The sequence below is a fragment of the Bradyrhizobium sp. BR 1432 genome, assembly GCF_051547705.1.
Classification (GTDB): domain Bacteria; phylum Pseudomonadota; class Alphaproteobacteria; order Rhizobiales; family Xanthobacteraceae; genus Bradyrhizobium; species Bradyrhizobium zhanjiangense.
This window is the reverse complement of the sequence record NZ_JBPUGF010000003.1, coordinates 6,815,428-6,834,679: the sequence shown is the minus strand read 5'-3', so window position 1 is coordinate 6,834,679 and position 19,252 is coordinate 6,815,428. Positions and strand designations below refer to the sequence as shown.

Genomic DNA, 19,252 nt, shown 5'->3' with positions numbered 1-19,252 from the left:
TTCGGACATGACCATGATCGGCATCCTGATCTTCCCGGACTTTCAGCTGCTCGATGCGGCGGGCCCGATCTCGGCGTTCGAGGTCGCCGCGCGCTGCACCGGCAAGGCGCCCGGCATTCGCGTGCTGGCGGCGACGGCGGGACTCGTGCGCAGCTCGTCGGGCGTCGAGATGATGGCACGTGATTTCAAGTCGGCGAATGCGATCACGACGCTGGTCGTGGCCGGCGGCGCGGGCGTTGCGGATGCCGCGCGCTGCGAGGCCACGCGCGCCTTCGTGCAGCGGCTGGCAAAGCGTGGCGTGCGGGTCGCGAGCGTCTGCTCAGGCGCCTATGTGCTCGCCGAAGCGGGACTGCTCGACGGCCGCCGCGCCACCACCCATTGGGGGCGGACGCGCGATTTCGTCGCACGCTATCCCAAGGTGAAGTTCGAGCCGGACCAGATTTTTACCCGCGACGGCAATGTCTGGACCTCGGCGGGAATCTCCGCGGGCATCGATCTCGCGCTCGCGATGGTTACCGAGGACCACGGCGAGGAGATCGCGCAACAGACCGCGCGGCACCTCGTGCTCTATCACCGCCGCAGCGGCGGCCAGTCGCAATTCTCCTCGCTGCTGGAGCTGAAGACGCCGAACGGGCGCTTCGGCGCGCTGTTGTCCTGGGCGCGCGAAAATCTCGACGCGCCGCTGACGGTGGAAGACCTCGCCGATCGCGCCGGCATGAGCGCACGACATTTCGCCCGCGCCTTTGCCGCCGAGACCGGCACGACACCGTCCAAGGCGATCGAGCGGCTCAGGCTCGAGGTCGCACGCGAACGCGTGCAGTCCTCGCGCGAGGCGATCGAGCTCGTTGCGGAAGTGACCGGATTCGGCGACCCCGAGCGAATGCGGCGCGCCTTCATCCGCGCCTTCGGCCAGCCGCCGCAGGCGCTGCGGCGCGCGGCGCGGGCAGGCTAGGGCGTTTGCTCTGCGGAATGGCGAGGTCCGCATTGCCACAACGGACTAAACCGCTCGCGCGGTAGGGCATGGTAGCTGGCAGCGCAGCTGAGAGGATAGCGCGACGAGGCGTCCTGTCTTGAGATGAGGGGTTCGCAACCTTCACCCAAGACAGGAGCCCCCCATGACCGACGAGGCAGTAAGCCCACTGCGCCGGCGCATGATCGAAGACATGACGATCCGGAAGTTCGCAGCCAAGACCCAACATGACTACGTTCAACGGGTCAAGCATTTCGCCGCGTTTCTCGGGCAATCACCCGATCTTGCGACCTTCGAGGACGTGCGTCGCTATCAGCTGCATCTGGCGACGGGCGGCGCCGGCGTGCCGACCATCAACCAGGCTGTCTCGACGTTGCGGTTCTTTTTCAAAGTCACCTTGAAGCGCCACGATATCATCGAGCACACTCAATTCATTCACGAGGCACGCAAGCTGCCGGTGGTACTGAGCGTGGAGGAAGTGGCACGGCTGCTCGATGCCGCACCGGGGCTCAAATACAAGGCGGCTCTCAGCGTGGCCTACGGTGCCGGGCTGCGTGCCAACGAGGTCGTCTCGCTCAAGGTCTCCGATATCGACAGCAAGCGGATGATCATCCGCGTCGAGCAGGGCAAGGGCGGCAAGGACCGCAATGTCATGCTGTCGCCCAGCCTGCTCGCGCTGCTACGGGCCTGGTGGAAGATGGCTCGGCCGCAAGGCTGGCTGTTCCCGGGCCGCGATCCGGCGCAGCAGATGACGACGCGCCAGCTCAATCGTGCCTGTCATGCCGCCGTGCAGATGGCGGAGATCAAAAAGCGCGTGTCGCTGCACACATTGCGCCACAGCTTCGCTACTCACCTCCTGGAGCAGAACGTCGACGTCCGCGTCATCCAGGTGCTGCTCGGCCACGCCAAGCTCGATACCACCGCGCTCTACACCCGCGTCGCCACCAAGACCATCAGCGAGGTCATGAGCCCGTTGGAGCACATCGCTCTCAAGCTCAAGGAGGCGCGGCCGCCCGGCTGACGCTGGGCACCTGATGTCTCGCCCGGCTCTGGAGGTTGCGGATATCTTCCGCAGCCATGGCCCGGCATGGCGTCACGCCCATGCCGGCCATGTCAGCCTCGACCAGTTGAAGGTGATGTCGGCGATCGAGAGTTGCCGCACGGCAGCTCTCGGCGGCCATGTCGCGCGCTGCGAGGACTGTGCCTACACGTCCATCGCCTACAATTCCTGCCGCAATCGGCACTGCCCGAAGTGCCAGGGCGCCGCGGCGAAGCAGTGGCTCGCCGACCGTGAGGCCGAACTGCTGCCGGTGCCGTATTATCACGTTGTGTTCACGGTGCCGGCCCGGATCGCCGACATCGCCTATCACAACAGGGCCACCATCTACGATCTGCTGTTCAAGGTCTCGGCCGAGACCATGCTGACGATCGCCGCCGACCCGAAGCATCTCGGCGCCAGGATCGGCATTACGTCCGTGCTGCACACCTGGGGCTCGGCCATGACCCACCACCCGCACGTCCACATGATTGTGCCGGGCGGCGGCATCTCGCCCGACGGCCAGCGCTGGGTGGCCTGCCGGCCAGGGTTCTTCCTGCCGGTGCGTGTGCTCTCACGCCTGTTTCGGCGGCTGTTCCTCGAGCGCCTTGCCGCCCTCCACCAGGCCGGGCGCCTGAGCTTCTTCGGCAACGACGCTCATCTCGCCGGAGCACAATCATTCGCCGCGTTGCTCACAGCGTCGCGCAAGACGGAATGGGTCGTTTATGCCAAGCGTCCGTTTGGCGGTCCCGAGGCCGTGCTGGCCTATCTGTCGCGCTATACCCACCGCGTCGCTATCGCCAACAGCCGCCTGATCGCCCTCGGCCGGCACGGCGTCACCTTCAGCTGGAAGGATTACCGGGTCGAAGGCTACGACCGTCAAAAGCGGATGACGATCGCTGCAGACGAGTTCATCCGCCGCTTCCTCATCCACGTGCTGCCAAAGGGCTTCCACCGCATCCGCCACTACGGTCTGCTCGCGCGGAGCGCCTGCGCCGACAACGTTGCACGCGCGCGCGAACTGCTCGTCGTCAAGGATCGTAAGGATGAGCCGACCGAGACTGTCGTCGACAGCGGCAGGCCGCCGTGTCCATGCTGCGGCGGCCGCATGATCGTCATCGAGGTCTTCGAACAAGGCACAACGCCTCGCCATCAAGCGACCCCGCCAACCAGCGCCATCAGGATCGATACCTCATGAGCGCGCAACCGTCGCTCTGCAAAGCAGTTCGCCATGCCCGCCGCTCATCGACCGGCCACAACGGCATACGCCCCAACGGTCAGCTGTCGTCGCCAATCCGCCGACGATTGATCACGTTCGAAGCCATCTACCCATCATTCACCAGCCCCGCTACCCTCGCGCAGCTCGCTGCATTGCTTCGAACTCCATCGGCCAGTTCGCCCGCAGAGCTCAAATCCCCATAGAGCCCGCCGCACCCTTCCTGCCCACCATGCGCGGTTTCCTCCCTTGGAGGCTTTCGGACGCCGGCCGCCGAATGTGCCGCGCCATCAGTCATGCGGCCGGCATCCGAAACCCTTCACAAAAACGGACGTCAACGAGGCAAAGGCGAATGTCCGCCTTGGGTCCGGAAGCTGACGATCAGATCAGCTCGAATATGAGTGATCGCGACGACTACACAACTAGCGGGTCCGCCGCCGTCTTACCAGCCAGTACACGCCGTACCCGATCGCGAGAATAGGAAGGCCGGCACCTGCAATCGGTCCGGCGGCTCCCCTCGTTTGGCCGGGCGCGCTGGGACAATTCCCATTGCCGTTGCAAGCTGAGGCAGACGGCACGGTCGTCATCGCCAGAGTTAACGCAAATGCTGCTGCGGAAAGAACGCCCCAGGTGACCTTCATGGATCCGCTCCCCTTCCTAAGTTGCGCTTAGATTGCGCTCCGCCGAGCGGTCTGCGATTTAAGATAAAACATTTTATTTCCCATTTAAAATTAAAAAAATAACCAAAGTTAACCGGCGTTGTGTGTCTGAATGCCGCATGACTGCTTCGGGTTCCACAGGCGACATTCCGAGCTGGGACCGCCTGTCCGATTACGCGAGAAAGCAGACATCCTGGATTATGCGTACTGCTTAGATCGTGCTATTTGCCGCCGCCCCGCTCGACGTATCTGCACGCGCGGTCAAGCGCCGGGCGATCGGCATCAGCAGGTACGGCGCGAGATGAAGCGGAAACTGCGTCAGCGCGAAATAGAGCCAGGTCGTGGCCGGCAGCGCGCCGGCGGTTGCCGCCAGCATCAGGCCCAGATTGCGCTGTGACACCATCAGGCCAATCGCGAAGGCGCGGTCGGTGCCGATGCGGCGGAAGATCAGCGTCGTGACGGCGAGCAGCGTGAAATAGACCGCAAAAGCCAGCAGCGCGACGGCGATCGTGAACAGGGGATCGGTGATGAGGTCGGTGGCGACGTCGCCCATCACCGCGGAGGCGAACACCAAGAGGATGACGATGTTGATGCCGTCGATCGGCCGCTTGTGACGCTGAATCGCTGCGGTGCCGAACAGGCGGCGGATGATCGTCGCGGCCAGCAGCGATGCGGCGAGGATGCCGAGCAGCTTCAGGCCGAGCGTCAGCGGCGCGATGCTGAGCATGCCGCCGAGAAAGAGGCTGGCGAACAGCGAGGCGGTGAAAGGCACGAGCGCGGTCGAGGTCACCAGCGTGACCAGCACCAAGGTGGCATCGAGGCCCATCAGCGCGGCAAGGGCCGGCGCCGCCATCATCGGCGAGGCCATGCCCTGGAGCATCAGCGCAAGCGCAAGGCCGGGCGAGCTATTGGTCAGCCCGGTCGCGTAAACGGCCAGGGCGACGATCAGCGGCACGCCGATCGTGGTCCAGGCCGTGGCGGCCGCGACCAGCGCCGGCCGGCGCAGATGTCCGTACAGCGCGACGAGATCGACGCGCATGAAGGAGATGCAGAGCAGAAGGAAGATCGCCTCGGTGACATAGGGACGCAGCAGCGCACCGAGCGGCGGCACCGCGACCGCGATGAACGCGATGGCCGCCACCGCGCGCGTGCCCTGACCGCCGAGCCATGTCAGCCCGCGCAGGGGGAGAGCGAAGACGGTTTGAAGAACGGAGGGCATGCGGAACGGCGTCAGCCCAGCGCCTTCAGCCACGCGCCGATCTCGCGCACGGCGACATTGGCCTCTTGCAACAATCTTCCCATCGTGAAGAAGCCGTGGAACTGACCGGGATAGTGCTTGTAAGTCACGGGTACACCGGCCTGCTTCAGACGCTCGGCATATTCGTCGCCTTCGTCGCGGAGGGGATCGGCGCCGGCGGTCAGCACATAGGCCGGTGGCAGGCCAATGAGGCTCGCAGCGCGCGCGGGCGAGGCGCGCCAGTCGTGGATGTCGGCCGCGCCATTGAGATAGTGGTCGCGGAACCAGCGGATCACCGAATGGGTCAGCAGCACGCTGGTCTCGGGCTCGCTGTGGGAGCCGTGCGTCATCGCGAAATCGGTGGCCGGATAGATCAGGACCTGGCCCGCGAGCGTGGGACCGCCAGCGTCGCGCGCGGCGAGCGCCACGACCGCGGTGAGATTGCCGCCGGCGCTGTCGCCCCCGATCGAAAGGCGCGTGGCGTCGATGTCGAGCTCGCGCGCATTCGCGGCGATCCATTTGGTCGCGGCGATGGCGTCCTCGATGGCGGCAGGAAACTTGTGCTCGGGCGCAAGGCGATAGTCGACCGAGATCACGATCAGCGCGCCTTCGACCGCGAGCTGGCGGCAGACGACGTCGTGGGAGTCGAGATCGCCGATCACCCAGCCGCCGCCGTGGAAGAACACCAGCGCCGGCGACAGGCCATCGTGCCGGCGCGGTTCCTTCGGAACGTAGAGGCGGGCGGGGATCACGCCATGCGGCGCCGGGATTGCGAGCTCTGCGACGCGGGCAAGCTCCGGCGGCTCGGGGTTGGTGGCAAAGCGCGCCTGCGAATAAAAGGCGCGCGCCTCCGGTGCAGTCAGGGTCTCGTAGGCGGGCCGGCCGGCCTCCTGGAACGCCTTATAGACGGCGGCGGCATCGGGATCGAGCACAACGGGCATGGGGGGCGGCCTCTGGGGTTTCCAGTTATGGTTGGAACGTCGTTTTCGGAGGGCGACGCCCGCCGCGGCCCCGGGGAAGGGTCTTTGCGACTATCCCATCCGGGAGCCGGTCTGGCCAGTCGGCGCCGGGCGGGGCAGGGATGCCGCCCTTCCCCGCCGTATTCGCCGTGTTAACCGGAGGGCCTGCGAGCGGCGGTATCCCCTGTAGAATGTCCAACAAGCCCGATTCGCTGTTGAAGCCGCGCGAGATGTTCAAAACCCTTTCCCTGACAGGCCTTGCGGCGCTGCTGGCCGCCACCGCGCTCACGGTTGCGACGCCGGCCCAGGCGCAGATCGGCACGATTTTCTCCGATCCGCCGCCGCTGCGGCCGCCCGGCAACATTCCACGCGGCCAGCCGCAGCCGCAGCAGATCCCCGACGACGACGAAGAGGTGCCGGAGCTGCCGCCGCAGGGCCGGGTGCTGCCGTCGCGCCCGATGCCGCCGCCTCCGGGCCGGCAGGGCAATGTGATGCCCGGGCCGGTCGAGACCCAGCCCCTGGCGCCGCCGCCGGGCTCCAGCGTCGCGCCGCCAAACCAGCCGCCCTCCGCGGCGATCGCCCCGCCCAGTCCGCAAGGCGCGCCCGGTCAGCGCCAGCCCCAGCAGAAGGGCGCACCTGGCACGGTCCCGCAGACGCCGGCGAGCCTCCAGCCGGGCGACGAGGTCGTGACCGAACCGCCGGCCCAGAAGATCGTGAACAAGAAGGCGACCTTCTCCGGCCTCGACAAGATCACCGGGCGTATCATCAATTTCGACGAGGAGATCGGCGAGACCGTCCAGTTCGGCGCGCTGCGGGTCAAGACCGACGCCTGCTATACGCGGCCGGCAACGGAGGCCACCAATACCGACGCCTTCGTCGAAGTCGACGAGATCACCTTGCAGGGCGAGGTGAAGCGCATCTTCTCGGGCTGGATGTATGCCGCAAGCCCCGGTCTGCACGGCGTCGAGCATCCGATCTACGACATCTGGCTCACCGACTGCAAAGAGCCGCAGCAGACCATTGCCACCGCCGCGCCGGACCCCGCGGCCAAGCCGGCCCCGCCACCGCCGCCCGCGCAGAAGAAGGCTGCGCCCAAGCAGGTGCAGCAGCGTCCGCCGCAGCCTCTGCCACCAATCCAGCAGCAGCAACCGGCCCCACCGCCGCCTCCGCCACCAGAACAGCGGCCAGGTTTGTTCGGTATCCCCGGGTTCGGCCGGTAAGTCCGGCTATCGATCATTGCCGCGAGGCGATGATCTCGAGCGCGCGCGCCCCCGGAATCGCCTCACCGGCAGAGAGCCTCAGGAAATCGCCGGGCTCGCCGGCGAGCGCCTTGTCGAGCAGCGCGGTGTAGCGCCGCCGCGAGATCTCGACCGCGCCGAAGCTCTTCAAATGCTCGGTGACATATTGCGTGTCGAGCAGCTCGAAGCCGCCTTGGATGAGCCGCGCGACCAGGTGCACCAGCGCAACCTTCGAGGCATCGCGCGCGGTGTGAAACATGCTCTCGCCGAAGAAGGCGCGCCCCAAGCTGACGCCGTAGAGCCCGCCGACGAGGTCGTCACCCTGCCAGGCCTCGACGCTATGGCAATGGCCGAGCTCGTACAGGCCCCCATAGAGGTCGCGGATGCGCTTGTTGATCCAAGTATCCTCGCGCCCGGCCTGCGGCGCCGCGCAGCCGGCGATCGTCGCCTTGAACGCGGTGTTGACGGTGACGCGAAACGTATCCGAGCGCACCGTGCGCGCGAGCCGCGAGGCCACGCGAAATCCGTCGAGCGGGATGACGCCGCGCAGCTCCGGCTCGACCCAGAACAGGGTCGGATCGTCGGCGCTTTCCGCCATCGGAAAGATGCCGCAGGCATAGGCACGCAGCAGCACGGCCGGCGTGATTTCAGAAGAGGCAGAGTCGCGAGACGTCATGGCGCGCGACAATAGCAGGATCGCAATGCGGTTGCGATGGGTGGCGCAAAGCCTCGCGCCTGTCAGCTCGCGGCGGCGGCGTTGGTCTTGCCGGGGGCCGGAGGCACGCGGCGGAACCTGAGCACGATGCGGGTTCCACGATGGGCGGGATCGCGCTCGACGGAGGCATCGAGCTTTGAGGCCATGGCCGCGACGATGCGCTGGCCCATGCCGGTGGAGCGCGGATCGGCCTTGACGTTGTCGCCGACGCCGTTGTCGGTGATCGACAGCAGGAGATCCTCGCCCTGCGAGATCAGCTCGACATGGATCGGACCGGCGCCATCGGGATAGGCATATTTCACCGCGTTCATCACCAGCTCGTTGACGATGATGCCGACGGCGACCGCACGGTCCGGATCGATCTCGATCGGCTCGGCCTTCAGCGTCAGGCGCGACATCCGGTTGCCCTCGGCCGAGCGCCTGAGGTCCTCCAGCAGCGAGTCCAGATACTGGTTCAGGACCACGCTCTTCAGGTCCTGCGAGGTATAGAGGCGGCGGTGCACCTGCGCGACCGCGGCGACGCGGCCCATGGCATTGGTCAGCGCCGCCTTGACCTCCTCCTGCGCGGCGGTGCTCGCCTGAAGATGCAGCAGCGAGGCGATGATCTGGAGCGAATTGCCGACGCGGTGGTTGACCTCGCGCAGCAGCAGCTCGCGTTCGGCGGCGAGCGCGGCGTAGCGGTCGCGCGAGGCGTGGATCTCGGCTTCGGCTTCCTCGCGCGCCCTCTGCAACTCGGCCTGACGCAGCGCGCCTTCGGCGGCGACGTGGAGGAGGGGGATGAAGTCGCCTTGGACGTCCTTGACCAGATCGTCGGCCGCCCCGGCCTTCAGCGCGGTGACCGCGATGCTGGAATCCTGTGACGCAGTGACGAACACGACCGGCGGCGCGTCCGGGATCGCCATGATCTGCTCGAGCGTCTCCAGCCCGTCGAGGCCCGGCATGTACTGATCGAGTGCGACGACATCGATGCCGCCCTCGGCGCCTGCGCGGCGGATGCGCTCGAGACCTTCCTCGCCGCTCGCGGCATGAATGACCCTGTAGCCGCGTCGCGTCAGGCCGCGATCGACCAGGCGCGACAGCGCCTCGTCGTCGTCGATGTAGAGCAGTGTTGGCGTGTGCTGGTTCATGAGGCGGCGGGCGGGACCTGGATGACCGAGAAGAACAGGCCGAGCTGCCGGATGGCATTGGCGAAATTCTCGTAGTTGACGGGCTTGGTGATGTAAACGTTGCAGCCGAGCTCGTAGCAGCGCTTGATTTCCTGGGAGTCGTCGGTGGTGGTCAGCACCACCACGGGCGAAGCCTTCAGATATTTGTTCTCTTTGATCTGCTTCAGGATGTCGATCCCGGTCATGTCGGGGAGGTTGAGATCGAGCAGGATCAGCAGCGCATTGCCCTTCTGCACGAGCCCGCTGCCGTCGGCACCGAACAGGTGCTTCATCGCGTCCGTGCCGTTGGCAAAGGAGACGATCTCGTTGTTGACGCCGGACCTTCGGATGTTGCGCTCGATCAGGCGGGCGTGGCCCTCGTCGTCCTCGATCATGATGATGGTCACAGGCTTGGTCATCGATCTGCCTTCCGGTTACTCACGTTCCAGGCGATCGGCAGCGTGATCGTGAAGGTGCTGCCCGCGTTCAGTTCCGATGATATCGACATGGTGCCGCCGAGGCGACGCACAAGTGCGCGCACATGCGCAAGACCGATGCCCTGGCCCGGCTTGTCCTGGGTTCCCGCGCGGCGGAACAGGTCGAATATCCGCTGGTGATCCTTCGGATCGATGCCGCGGCCGTTGTCGCTGATCTCGAAGATGGCATAGCCGAGCTTGGTGCGCCCGCGGATTCTGATCTCGCCGGGCACGCCGCTCTTCAGGTACTTGATCGCGTTGTCGATCAGGTTGGAGAAGATCTGCTCGAGCGCGAGGCGGTCGCTGATGAGGTTGGGCAGGGGCTCGACGTGAATCTCGGCCTGCGCTTCGGCGGCCTGGTGCGCCAGCGTCGACACGATGGCTCCGATCAGCTCGCTTGTGTCGATCTTCACCGGCTGGAATTCGCGGCGGCCTTCGCGGGTGAGGTTGAGGATGGCGGAGATCAGCCGATCCATCTTGGCGATCGACGTCTTGATGAAGCCGAGCGCTTCGGAGAAGTCATCCGAGAGCTGCTTGTCGGCGCCTTCGAGCACGATCTCGCCGGGGGCGCCGGGCGCCAGTGGCGGTCCGTCGGCCGGGACGTGGGTGAGGCTGCCGATGCGGCGGAAGACGTCGCCGCCGAGCTCCTCGAGTTCGCTGGTGAAGCCCATGATGTTGACGAGCGGCGAGCGCAGATCGTGGCTCACGATATAGGCAAAGCGCTGGATCTCGTCGTTGGCTTCGCGCAAGTCAGCCGTGCGTTCATCGACGACGGTCTCCAGATTAACGTTGGCATCGCGCAGGCGCGCTTCGGCCTCGTCGCGGGCGCGCGCCGAGCGCCGCACCAGCCAGATCGAGATCAGCGCCAGTAGCACGACGAGGCCGGAGCCGATGCCGGTCATCGATGCAGCGAGGGTCTGGCTGCTGTCGGCATTCGCCGACCGGAGCCGGAACAGTCGTTCCTCTTCGCCGATCATTGCCTCCGCCACGTTGCCGATCGTGGTGGTGGCGCCCTGGGCCGCCGCCTCCCGTGACAGTGCCGTCGCCATGTCCGGCTGGCCTTGCTTGATGGCAGCGATTTCGCGCGCGAATTGGCCCAGACGAGTCTCAATCGCCGCGCTCAGCTTCTCGATGTTCTCACGCTGCGCGGGGTTGTCGCGGGTCAGGCGCGTGACCCTGTCGAGCGCGGGAATGATCGCCGCGACGGACCTTTCGTAATCTGTCTGGAATTCGGGTCCCAGCGTCAGCAGGTAGCCGCGCAGGGCGCTTTCGGCGCGCCGGACCTCGAGCAGCAACGCGTTGATCTGGTTCTCCGCCTCGATGGTGTGGACCACCCACTTGCTGTCTCCCCGTGCCTTGTTGACGAGGTAGACCGAGCCGGCGCTGATCACGGTCAGCACCAAAAGGCCCGCCGAGAACAGCAGGATCTGCCAGAATGCGCGCCGCCGATGGCCTTCAGCCTTCACGACGGTTCACCTGTCTATTTCAGTGGAGTTCAAAGCGCCCCCCTTGGAACTGGCCCCAACCCTCCTGAACGCGATTGGGGCCAAAGGGTTCCACGAGGAGGAAGATTATCGCGGGGCGGGTTCCGCCTGGCCGGCCAAATACTGTTCCAGCCAGTGGATGTGATAGTCGCCGTTGATGATGTCGGCTTCGCGCACCAGCGCGCGGAACAGCGGTAGCGTGGTCTCGATGCCCTCGACCACCATCTCGTCCAGCGCCCGGCGCAGCCGCATCAGGCATTCGGCGCGGGTCTTGCCGTGCACGATCAGCTTGCCGACCAGGGAATCGTAATAGGGCGGGATCGTGTAGCCCTGATAGACGGCGGAATCGATGCGGACGCCGAGGCCGCCGGGCGAGTGGTATTGCAGGATGCGGCCAGGCGAGGGGCGGAAGGTTTGCGGATTCTCAGCGTTGATGCGGCACTCGATCGCGTGGCCGATGACCTGGACTTCGTCCTGCCTGGCCGGCAAGTCGCCGCCGGCGGCGATGCGAATCTGCTCCAGCACGAGATCGATGTCGGTGATGCTCTCGGTGACGGGATGCTCGACCTGGATGCGCGTGTTCATCTCGATGAAGTAGAACTCGCCGTCCTCGAACAGGAATTCGATGGTGCCGACGCCGAGATATTTCATCTCGCGCATTGCCTTGGCGCAGGTCTCACCGATCTTGGCGCGCGCAGCCGCGGCGAGGACGGGCGAGGGGCCTTCTTCCCAGACCTTCTGGTGGCGGCGTTGCAGCGAGCAGTCGCGTTCGCCGAGATGAATGGCGCCGCCGCGGCCGTCGCCGAGGATCTGGATCTCGATATGGCGTGGCTTCTGGAGGTATTTTTCGAGGTAGACGGACGCATCGCCAAAGGCGGACTTGGCCTCGTTGGCCGCGGTCGACAGCGCGACCTGGAGATCGGCCTCGCTGTGGGCGACCTTCATGCCACGGCCGCCACCACCGGCCGCAGCCTTCACCAGCACGGGGAAGCCGATCTTCTTCGCGATCGCCATCGCATCGTCATCGGGACCGACGGCGCCGTCGGAGCCGGGCACCACGGGGATGCCGAGGCGCTTGGCGGTTTTCTTGGCCTCGATCTTGTCGCCCATCAGTCGGATGTGCTCGGCCTTCGGGCCGATGAAATGCAGATTGTGCTCTGCGAGGATCTCCGCAAAGCGCGCGTTCTCGGACAGGAAGCCGTAGCCGGGATGCACCGCATCCGCGCCGGTGATCTCGCAGGCGGCGAGCAGCGCGGGCACGTTGAGATAGCTGTCCTTTGAAGGTGGCGGCCCGATGCAAACGCTCTCGTCCGACAGGCGCACATGCATGGCGTCGGCGTCGGCGGTGGAGTGCACGGCCACGGTCGCAATCCCGAGCTCCTTGCAGGCCCTGAGGATGCGAAGAGCGATCTCGCCGCGATTGGCTATGAGGATCTTGTCGAACATGGTGCCCTTAAGGGACGAATAGCGCGCGGGAAGCGGTGAGGGCGGCTGGCCGCCGGGGGCCGTTACTCAATGATGACGAGCGGCTCGCCGTACTCGACCGGCTGGCCATCCTCGACCAGGATCTGCGTCACCGTGCCGGCGCGCGGCGACGGGATTTGGTTCATCGTCTTCATGGCTTCGATGATCAGCAACGTCTGGCCGACCGAGACCTTGGTGCCGACGTCGATGAACGGCTTTGCGCCGGGCTCCGGCGCCCGATAGGCGGTACCGACCATCGGCGAGGTCACGGCGCCGGGATGTTTCGACAGGTCGGCCGCAGCTGTTGCCGGCGCGACCGCGGCTGCCGCCGCCGGCAGGGCGGCGGGAGCGGCTGCCACCGGCATCGGCATGGTCGCGGCGACGCTGACGTTGCGGGCAACGCGCAGGCGCAGGCCCGCACGTTCGATCTCGATCTCGGTGAGGCTGGTCTCATCGAGCAGCAAGGCCAGCTCGCGGACGAGCGCGGAATCCTCGCTGGAAAACTTTGCGGCTGCTTTGTCGTCTGGCTGGCGCGCCATGTTGTTTGATCCGAATGTTCTGTTGGAAGGGGGCATCAGGCTTTGGGCTTGATGCCGAGCTTCGCGGCAAGGCCCTGGATCGCAAGGCGGTAGCCTTCGATGCCGAAACCGCACAGCGAGGCGAAGGCCGCGCGCGCGGTGTAGGAGTGATGACGGAAGCTCTCGCGGGCGTGGATGTTGGTCACGTGCACTTCGACCGTCGGGATCTGCACCGCGAGCAGCGCGTCGTGGAGCGCGATCGAGGTGTGGGAGTAGCCGCCGGCATTGATGATGATGCCCTTCATCTTGCGGGCGTGTGCCTCGTGGATGAAGTCGATCAGCTCGCCTTCGCGGTTGGACTGCCGGCAGTCGGCCTTGAGGCCGAAGGTCGCCGCCGTCTCCCGGCACAGCGCCTCGACGTCGGCCAGCGTCGCATGGCCATACTTTTCGGGCTCCCGCGTCCCCAGCATGTTGAGGTTCGGCCCGTTCAGGACAAGGATCGTGTCGGTTGCAGGTTCAGCCATTCCAATCCCGGAAGAGGTGCTTCGGCGTGGCGGGGGTTATAGGTAACAAAGCGCGTGAGGGGAAGCCTTGAAGGGCCTCCCGGGTGGCTTCAAGTACCTCATCCAGTGCGCAAAAACCTGTGCGGAAGCTGCGGAAATTGCTTGTTAACCGGTCCAAAGCATGGCTGCCGGCCGAACGCAAAGGGGGCGGGCATCGCTGTCCGCCCCCTGAGGTTGCAGTGATCCGGCCTTAGGCGTTCAGGATCGCCACGATCTCATAGGTATCCGGATTGATGATCACGATTTCCTCGCGGATCAGGACGAACTTGTAGGTCCGCCACTCCGGATAGATCGTCACGACCTTCGACGGCAGGGCGTGGAGCGTAATGCCCTCACGCGGGATGCGGGTGCCGACCGAAATGTTGAAGTTCACATTGGTCACGGGCGCCACCTTCTCCTCGCGGATCACTGAGGTGATCTGCGTGCGCTGCTCGGTCGAGAGCTTGGCGGCCGCGCCAGCCTGGCCGGTCGTCGTCTGCGACCGCTCGGTCCCGGTCTGGGTCTGGGTCTGGGTTTGGGAACCCTGGTGGCCAGGCGCATTCATACCGCTGCGGTCTTCCTGACCTTGGGGCTTCATGTCCTTGCTGCCCTTGGTCTCGGTTTCCTTGCTCATGCTACCCTTGGACTTCTCGTCGCTCCGCGGGCTCTGGCCGACCGTCGACGACTTCTCCGACTGCGTTGACTTCTCACGCGTCGCACCTGGCTGGTCCTTGTTCATCTTGTCGGACTGAGTCGACTTGTCATGAGCGCTCGGCTGATCCTTCTGATCCTTCATGCCGCCGGCCTGACCGACCGTTCCCTTGTCATGCTTATCTTGCTTGTCCATGGACTCTTGTTTGCCCATGGAGCCGCTGCGCTCACCAGAAGGCTGCGTGCTGTGCTGGGTCTGCTGGCCACTCCCGTAGTCCTTGGTTCCGGTTCCTTGCGCATTGGCGAAACCGGTGCCGGCGATCAGCGCCAAGGCTGCAACCGAGACCAAAAAGCGATTAGTCATTTGTACCTCTCCTCACGTGATTTCTTTGCGTCATTGCCCGCGCCGACAACGAAAGGAGAGCGCGGTCGTTCCGAAATCCAAGAGGTTCCGACCAGCTTTGTTTGTTTGTTGAACGCCGGATGAATGATTTTGCAGAGGCGCGCCAAGATTTGGCACAAGAAAAAGGCCGGCTTTTCTGCCGGCCTTTTTCGCGTTTTCAGTATCGCAAAATGTGGGATCAGCAGGTCGCTTTGCCGCAGCGGGCGATGCCGATCTTTTCCCTGAGGCCTTCGACGCCGACGGCGCCGACCACGATCTGCTTGCCGATCACGTAACTCGGCGTGCCGTTCATGCCCATCGCTTCGGCGAGCTTGAAGTTCTCCTCGATGGTGGCGCGCACTTCGGGGCTGGTGATGTCCTTCTCGATTCTAGCGGTGTCGAGACCAGCCTCCTTGGCGGCCTGAATCGCGCGCGCCTTGTCCGCCGCGCCACGACCGCCGAGCAGTCTCTGGTGGAAGTCGAGGTATTTCTTGCCGGAGGGATCCTGCATGCGCACGGCGACGGCGACCTGGGCCGCCTCGACCGAGCCCTGGCTCAGCACGGGAAATTCCTTCAGCACGACCTTCAGCTTCGGATCACTCTTCATCAGATCGAGCATGTCGCCCATGGCGCGTTTGCAGTAGCCGCAATTGTAATCGAAGAACTCGACGAAGGTGACGTCGCCGTCCTTGTTGCCGAGCACGACCTGGCGCGGCGAGTTGAAGATCGCGTCGGCATTCTGCGCGATGCTGGCCTCGTGCTTCTGGGTTTCGGCCGCGGCCTGACGCTTGCTGAGCTCGGTCATGGCCTCCTCGAGCACCTCGGGATGGCTGACGAGATAGTTCTTGATGATCGCCTCGATGTCGGTGCGCTGACTATCGGAGAAACTGTCGGCCGACACGGGCGCGGCTGCGCTGAACATGGCGAGCGCAAACAGCGCGGGAGCAAGCAGGCGCAGCGAAGGCATGGTCAAATCCTCTTATCCAAAGCAGGTTTCGGTAAAACGTCGCGGCGGACTCAAAGCTCGATGTCGTGACGTCGTGGTGTCGGGCGTCGTTTGCGTTGCGTCAGTTGCGCGGCGGCTTGGCCGCCACGATGTCGTCGGCCTTGACCCATCCGGGCGTGCCGACGGCGAAACGGGTTTTCGCGCGCGTAGCGAGCTCGCGGGCGGTCTTGTTGTCGCCGCGCAAGTAGGCGGCTTGCGCCGACGCGAGATCCGCCTCGGCATAGTCTCCCTTCCGGCCATAGGCCATCGCGAGCTGGGTATAGCCGAGCGCGGCCTCGGGCTCTCGTGCCACCGCGGCGCGGAGAATCCGAACGGCGTCGTCGGTGTAGGCCTTATTATCGGTTCCAACCAGAGCCTGCCCAAGTAACATCTCGATGAGGGGCGCATTGTTCGAAAGCTGCACCGCCTTGCGCAGGGGAGCGATCGCCTCGGCGGGCTTCCCACTCTCCAGCAAGGCCTGGCCGCGCACCTCGTAGAAGTACGGGTTGTTCGGCTGGACCTGGATCAGCGCGTTGATCTGGGCCAGCGCGCTGCGCAAATCCCCGTGCAGATAGGTGCTGATGGCGCGGGCATAGCGCGCCGGCAAGCTGTCGTTGGTCTGGGGATAGCGGCGGTACACCGTCTCCGGCCGCTCCATGAACGCGGAGATCTTGGCACGCACCATGTCATGGCGGAGCTGGAGCGCGGGATCGTCCTTCTTGTCCCAATAGGGGCTTGAGCTTGCGAACACCTGCAGCGCGGCGACGCGCTCAGCCGGCATCGGATGCGACTGGAGATAGGGATCGGCGCCGCGCGCGGCGAACAGGCTCTCGCTGGTGAAGCGCTTGAAGGTCTCGTACATGCCCTTCGGCGACTGCCCCGTCGCGGTCAGGAATTTCACGCCGGCACGGTCGGCGTTCTCCTCCTGCTGGCGCTGATAGGACAACAGCGTGCGGCGGATCATCTCCTGCGGAGCGGCGATGGCGGCCGCCCCCGCATTGGCAAGGCCGTTATTGCCGGCGCTGCTGCGCTGGGTGCTGCCCGCGGCTATTGCGCCGGCGCCGAGCAGCATCGCGATGATCATCTGGGTCTGCGCCGTCGCGAGCTGCTCGCGCAGCTTGGACAGATGGCCGCCCGCCAGATGCCCGGTCTCGTGCGCGAGCACGCCGATGATCTGGTTCGGCGTCTCCGATTGGAGGATCGCGCCCCAATTGACGAAGATGCGGCGGCCGTCCGCGACGAACGCGTTGAACGAGCCGTCGTTGATGATCACCATCTGGATGTTCTGCTTCTCCAGACCGGCGACGCGCAGGATCGGGCGGGTATACTCGCGCAGGAGCTGCTCGGTTTCGGTGTCGCGCAGGACCGGCGGCCCCTTGGCCTGCGCGCGCGCAGCCGAGAACGGCGTCAGCGCGATCGCCGTGGCCGTAACGAGGGCGGTGAGGGCAGAAGCCTTCTTGCGCAATGCGATCTGGAGCAACATCAAGCGGTCTGGGTCAAACGGTCTTGGTCAAGCAGTTTCGTGATTGGTTTTGGCGATTGGCGGCGGACCGGATACGCGATATGCCCTTGTGAGCCTTACCCCTTATGAGCCGTACAATGCGGCTAGTCTGGGGCGCAAGCGCCCCCGTGTTCCGGACCGGACGGACCGGTCTGCCAGCGAATAGCAGAAATCGATGCACGATGCGACATTGAGGAACCGGTTGGGACAGTGGCTCGAGCCCTCCCGCCGCAGCGATGTTCCCCCGTTCATGGTGATGGACGTCATGGCGGCGGCGGCCCGAATCGAGGCCGCCGGCGGCCATGTCATCCATATGGAGGTCGGCCAGCCCGCGGCCGGCGCGCCCAGGACCGCGATCGCGGCCGCCCATGCTGCGCTCGAAGCGGGGCGGATCGATTATACCGCCGCGCTCGGCATCCCCTCGTTGCGCGAGCGCATCGCGCGGCATTATCGCGATGTCTATGGCTGTGACGTCAGCCCCGAGCGGATCGTGGTGACGACCGGCTCCTCGGGCGGATTTATCCTGGCCTTCCTGTCGATGTTCGAGCCCGGCGATCGCGTCGCGGTGACCGTGCCGGGCTATCCACCATACCGTCATATCCTCACCGCGCTCGGCTGCGAGCCGGTGCTGATCGAGACCACGAACGAGACGCGCCACGCGCTCACCGGCGAGGCGCTGCTTGCTGCCCATCGCAAGGCGCCGCTGAAGGGCGTGCTGGTCGGCAGCCCCGCCAATCCGACGGGGACCATGATGTCGCGCGAGGCGCTCACTGGCCTGATCGCGGCCGCGCAGGACGCAGGTATTCGCTTCATCTCGGACGAGATCTATCACGGGCTGGATTATGCGTTTCCGGCCGTGACGGCGGCGGCGCTGTCGGACCAGGCACTCGTGATCAACTCGTTCTCGAAGTATTTTTGCATGACGGGCTGGCGCGTCGGCTGGATGGTCGTGCCTGAGATCCTGGTGCGGCCGATCGAGCGGCTGCAGCAGAACCTCTCGATCTCGGTGCCGGCGCTGTCACAGATCGCGGCCGAGGCCGCCTTCGACGGCACGGCCGAGATGGAGGAGATCAAGCACGGCTATCAGGAAAACCGGCGCATTCTGATCGAGGGACTTCCCAAGGCCGGCCTCACCAGGTTCCTGCCCGCCGACGGCGCCTTCTATCTTTATGCCGACGTCTCGGACTTCACCTCCGACAGTTTCGAGTTCGCCAAGCAGATGCTGGAACAGGCTCATGTTGCGGCTACGCCCGGCCTCGATTTCGATCCCATCCATGGACGCTCGTTCGTTCGTTTTTCCTACGCACGTTCGCCCGAGGAGATGCGCGAGGCAGTTGACCGGATCGCTGACTGGCTTAAATAGCCGCCAGTTTTCGATCCACTTCCGGAGTTCATCTTGTCCGAACGATCTTTCTCGCCCGCCGCCACATCGCATTCTCCTCTCGCCGCATTGATGTGGCCGACCCGGCCGGGCGAAACCGTCGGCGTCCTGCGCGCCTTCGTGCTGATTGCGCTCGGCACCGCGTTGATGGCGCTATCAGCCAAGGTCAGCCTGCCGCTGCCCTATGTGCCCATGACGTTGCAGACGCTGGTGGTGCTGATGATCGGCGCTGCCTATGGCTGGCGCCTTGGCAGCGCAACCATGATCGCCTACCTCGCCGAGGGCGCGTTCGGCCTGCCGGTATTTGCCGGTCCGGTGGGGGCATTGCACCGCTAATTGGTCCGACTGCAGGCTATCTGTTCGGTTTCATTGCCGCCGCCTTCGCGACCGGCTGGCTCGCCGAGCGCGGCTGGGATCGCAGCGTGGTGCTGCTGTTTGCGGCGATGGCCGTTGGCCATATCATCATTCTCGCCGCCGGGTTCGGCTGGCTGGCGTTTGGCCTTGGCCTCGGCGCCGCGAAGGCCTGGCAAGTCGGCATCGTGCCGTTTATTGCGGCTTCGCTGGTCAAGAACGCGCTCGGCGCCGCGTTGATGCCGGCAGCGCGCCGGATCGTCGATCGCCGCGGGTAAAACGCGCAGTAACGAGCAGTTCCAATTGACAGGGCCGGCCAAGTTGATCTTGGCTGGCCCCATA

At 65.3% G+C, this 19,252-nt stretch carries 17 protein-coding genes and 1 pseudogene; 6 read left to right on the top strand and 12 right to left on the bottom strand.

Annotation, left to right across the window (positions count from 1 at the left end):
• The first annotated feature begins 13 nt into the window (after window positions 1–13).
• The 3 genes from ACSKB8_RS33180 to ACSKB8_RS33170 all read left to right on the top strand — a co-directional run bounded on the left by ACSKB8_RS33180 (window position 14) and on the right by ACSKB8_RS33170 (window position 3,204).
• Window positions 14–952, top strand: coding sequence for a GlxA family transcriptional regulator (locus tag ACSKB8_RS33180; RefSeq protein WP_438108658.1), 939 nt, complete (start codon window positions 14–16; stop codon window positions 950–952).
• Window positions 953–1,115: 163 nt separating this feature from the next.
• On the top strand, window positions 1,116–1,991 hold the full coding sequence (locus ACSKB8_RS33175) for a tyrosine-type recombinase/integrase (protein ID WP_438104197.1): 876 nt from the start codon (window positions 1,116–1,118) through the stop codon (window positions 1,989–1,991).
• Window positions 1,992–2,004: 13 nt separating this feature from the next.
• The gene (locus ACSKB8_RS33170; protein ID WP_438104195.1) at window positions 2,005–3,204 is read left to right on the top strand and encodes an IS91 family transposase; all 1,200 of its coding nucleotides are present in this window, start codon (window positions 2,005–2,007) and stop codon (window positions 3,202–3,204) included.
• 888 nt (window positions 3,205–4,092) lie between these two features.
• Here the strand turns inward: ACSKB8_RS33170 and ACSKB8_RS33165 are convergent.
• Window positions 4,093–5,100, bottom strand: a complete 1,008-nt coding sequence (locus tag ACSKB8_RS33165; RefSeq protein ID WP_438110784.1) for a Na+-dependent transporter — start codon at window positions 5,098–5,100, stop codon at window positions 4,093–4,095.
• Between the two features lie 11 nt (window positions 5,101–5,111).
• Complete coding sequence (locus ACSKB8_RS33160; protein WP_438108656.1) at window positions 5,112–6,059, bottom strand: alpha/beta hydrolase; 948 nt, start codon at window positions 6,057–6,059, stop codon at window positions 5,112–5,114.
• Window positions 6,060–6,268: 209 nt separating this feature from the next.
• Between ACSKB8_RS33160 and ACSKB8_RS33155 the strand changes: the two genes are divergently transcribed.
• Window positions 6,269–7,297 carry a DUF2155 domain-containing protein gene (locus ACSKB8_RS33155; protein ID WP_438108655.1) on the top strand — a complete coding sequence of 343 codons (1,029 nt, stop codon included), beginning with the start codon at window positions 6,269–6,271 and terminating at the stop codon, window positions 7,295–7,297.
• Window positions 7,298–7,310: 13 nt separating this feature from the next.
• On the opposite strand, the gene aat is transcribed toward ACSKB8_RS33155, so the two are convergent.
• From aat to ACSKB8_RS33105, 10 genes are all read right to left on the bottom strand, one after another.
• On the bottom strand, window positions 7,311–7,991 hold the full coding sequence (aat, locus tag ACSKB8_RS33150; protein WP_438108653.1) for a leucyl/phenylalanyl-tRNA--protein transferase: 681 nt from the start codon (window positions 7,989–7,991) through the stop codon (window positions 7,311–7,313).
• Window positions 7,992–8,053: 62 nt separating this feature from the next.
• Window positions 8,054–9,157 carry a sensor histidine kinase gene (locus ACSKB8_RS33145; protein WP_438108651.1) on the bottom strand — a complete coding sequence of 368 codons (1,104 nt, stop codon included), beginning with the start codon at window positions 9,155–9,157 and terminating at the stop codon, window positions 8,054–8,056.
• Window positions 9,154–9,594, bottom strand: coding sequence for a response regulator (locus tag ACSKB8_RS33140; protein ID WP_091888040.1), 441 nt, complete (start codon window positions 9,592–9,594; stop codon window positions 9,154–9,156). The genes ACSKB8_RS33145 and ACSKB8_RS33140 overlap by 4 nt, the downstream gene beginning before the upstream one ends.
• A complete protein-coding gene (locus ACSKB8_RS33135; RefSeq protein ID WP_438108649.1) occupies window positions 9,591–11,117 on the bottom strand; it encodes a sensor histidine kinase in 1,527 nt (508 codons plus the stop codon). Before ACSKB8_RS33135 ends, ACSKB8_RS33140 begins: the two co-directional genes overlap by 4 nt.
• A gap of 105 nt (window positions 11,118–11,222) precedes the next feature.
• Complete coding sequence (accC, locus tag ACSKB8_RS33130; RefSeq protein WP_091888036.1) at window positions 11,223–12,581, bottom strand: acetyl-CoA carboxylase biotin carboxylase subunit; 1,359 nt, start codon at window positions 12,579–12,581, stop codon at window positions 11,223–11,225.
• Between the two features lie 62 nt (window positions 12,582–12,643).
• Window positions 12,644–13,138: an acetyl-CoA carboxylase biotin carboxyl carrier protein gene (gene accB, locus ACSKB8_RS33125; protein WP_438108647.1), complete on the bottom strand. Its 495-nt coding sequence runs from the start codon at window positions 13,136–13,138 to the stop codon at window positions 12,644–12,646.
• Window positions 13,139–13,173: 35 nt separating this feature from the next.
• Window positions 13,174–13,641 carry a type II 3-dehydroquinate dehydratase gene (gene aroQ / locus ACSKB8_RS33120; protein ID WP_018646964.1) on the bottom strand — a complete coding sequence of 156 codons (468 nt, stop codon included), beginning with the start codon at window positions 13,639–13,641 and terminating at the stop codon, window positions 13,174–13,176.
• A 229-nt stretch (window positions 13,642–13,870) separates the two neighbouring features.
• Complete coding sequence (locus ACSKB8_RS33115; RefSeq protein ID WP_091888030.1) at window positions 13,871–14,674, bottom strand: DUF1236 domain-containing protein; 804 nt, start codon at window positions 14,672–14,674, stop codon at window positions 13,871–13,873.
• A 217-nt stretch (window positions 14,675–14,891) separates the two neighbouring features.
• Window positions 14,892–15,659 carry a DsbA family protein gene (locus ACSKB8_RS33110; protein WP_438108645.1) on the bottom strand — a complete coding sequence of 256 codons (768 nt, stop codon included), beginning with the start codon at window positions 15,657–15,659 and terminating at the stop codon, window positions 14,892–14,894.
• A gap of 100 nt (window positions 15,660–15,759) precedes the next feature.
• Window positions 15,760–17,160, bottom strand: a complete 1,401-nt coding sequence (locus ACSKB8_RS33105; RefSeq protein ID WP_438108644.1) for a M48 family metalloprotease — start codon at window positions 17,158–17,160, stop codon at window positions 15,760–15,762.
• Between the two features lie 193 nt (window positions 17,161–17,353).
• Between ACSKB8_RS33105 and ACSKB8_RS33100 the strand changes: the two genes are divergently transcribed.
• Both ACSKB8_RS33100 and ACSKB8_RS33095 read left to right on the top strand, forming a co-directional pair.
• Complete coding sequence (locus ACSKB8_RS33100) at window positions 17,354–18,541, top strand: pyridoxal phosphate-dependent aminotransferase (protein ID WP_438108642.1); 1,188 nt, start codon at window positions 17,354–17,356, stop codon at window positions 18,539–18,541.
• A gap of 90 nt (window positions 18,542–18,631) precedes the next feature.
• Window positions 18,632–19,188, top strand: a pseudogene (locus ACSKB8_RS33095) (biotin transporter BioY).
• Window positions 19,189–19,252: the final 64 nt, after the last annotated feature.

Coding starts and splice junctions, on each gene's coding strand:
- ACSKB8_RS33180 (WP_438108658.1), top strand. CDS start 14: ATGATCGGCATCCTGATCTTCCCGGACTTTCAGCTGCTCGATGCGGCG.
- ACSKB8_RS33175 (WP_438104197.1), top strand. CDS start 1,116: ATGACCGACGAGGCAGTAAGCCCACTGCGCCGGCGCATGATCGAAGAC.
- ACSKB8_RS33170 (WP_438104195.1), top strand. CDS start 2,005: ATGTCTCGCCCGGCTCTGGAGGTTGCGGATATCTTCCGCAGCCATGGC.
- ACSKB8_RS33165 (WP_438110784.1), bottom strand. CDS start 5,100: ATGCCCTCCGTTCTTCAAACCGTCTTCGCTCTCCCCCTGCGCGGGCTG.
- ACSKB8_RS33160 (WP_438108656.1), bottom strand. CDS start 6,059: ATGCCCGTTGTGCTCGATCCCGATGCCGCCGCCGTCTATAAGGCGTTC.
- ACSKB8_RS33155 (WP_438108655.1), top strand. CDS start 6,269: ATGTCCAACAAGCCCGATTCGCTGTTGAAGCCGCGCGAGATGTTCAAA.
- aat (WP_438108653.1), bottom strand. CDS start 7,991: ATGACGTCTCGCGACTCTGCCTCTTCTGAAATCACGCCGGCCGTGCTG.
- ACSKB8_RS33145 (WP_438108651.1), bottom strand. CDS start 9,157: ATGAACCAGCACACGCCAACACTGCTCTACATCGACGACGACGAGGCG.
- ACSKB8_RS33140 (WP_091888040.1), bottom strand. CDS start 9,594: ATGACCAAGCCTGTGACCATCATCATGATCGAGGACGACGAGGGCCAC.
- accC (WP_091888036.1), bottom strand. CDS start 12,581: ATGTTCGACAAGATCCTCATAGCCAATCGCGGCGAGATCGCTCTTCGC.
- accB (WP_438108647.1), bottom strand. CDS start 13,138: ATGGCGCGCCAGCCAGACGACAAAGCAGCCGCAAAGTTTTCCAGCGAG.
- aroQ (WP_018646964.1), bottom strand. CDS start 13,641: ATGGCTGAACCTGCAACCGACACGATCCTTGTCCTGAACGGGCCGAAC.
- ACSKB8_RS33115 (WP_091888030.1), bottom strand. CDS start 14,674: ATGACTAATCGCTTTTTGGTCTCGGTTGCAGCCTTGGCGCTGATCGCC.
- ACSKB8_RS33110 (WP_438108645.1), bottom strand. CDS start 15,659: ATGCCTTCGCTGCGCCTGCTTGCTCCCGCGCTGTTTGCGCTCGCCATG.
- ACSKB8_RS33105 (WP_438108644.1), bottom strand. CDS start 17,160: ATGTTGCTCCAGATCGCATTGCGCAAGAAGGCTTCTGCCCTCACCGCC.
- ACSKB8_RS33100 (WP_438108642.1), top strand. CDS start 17,354: ATGCACGATGCGACATTGAGGAACCGGTTGGGACAGTGGCTCGAGCCC.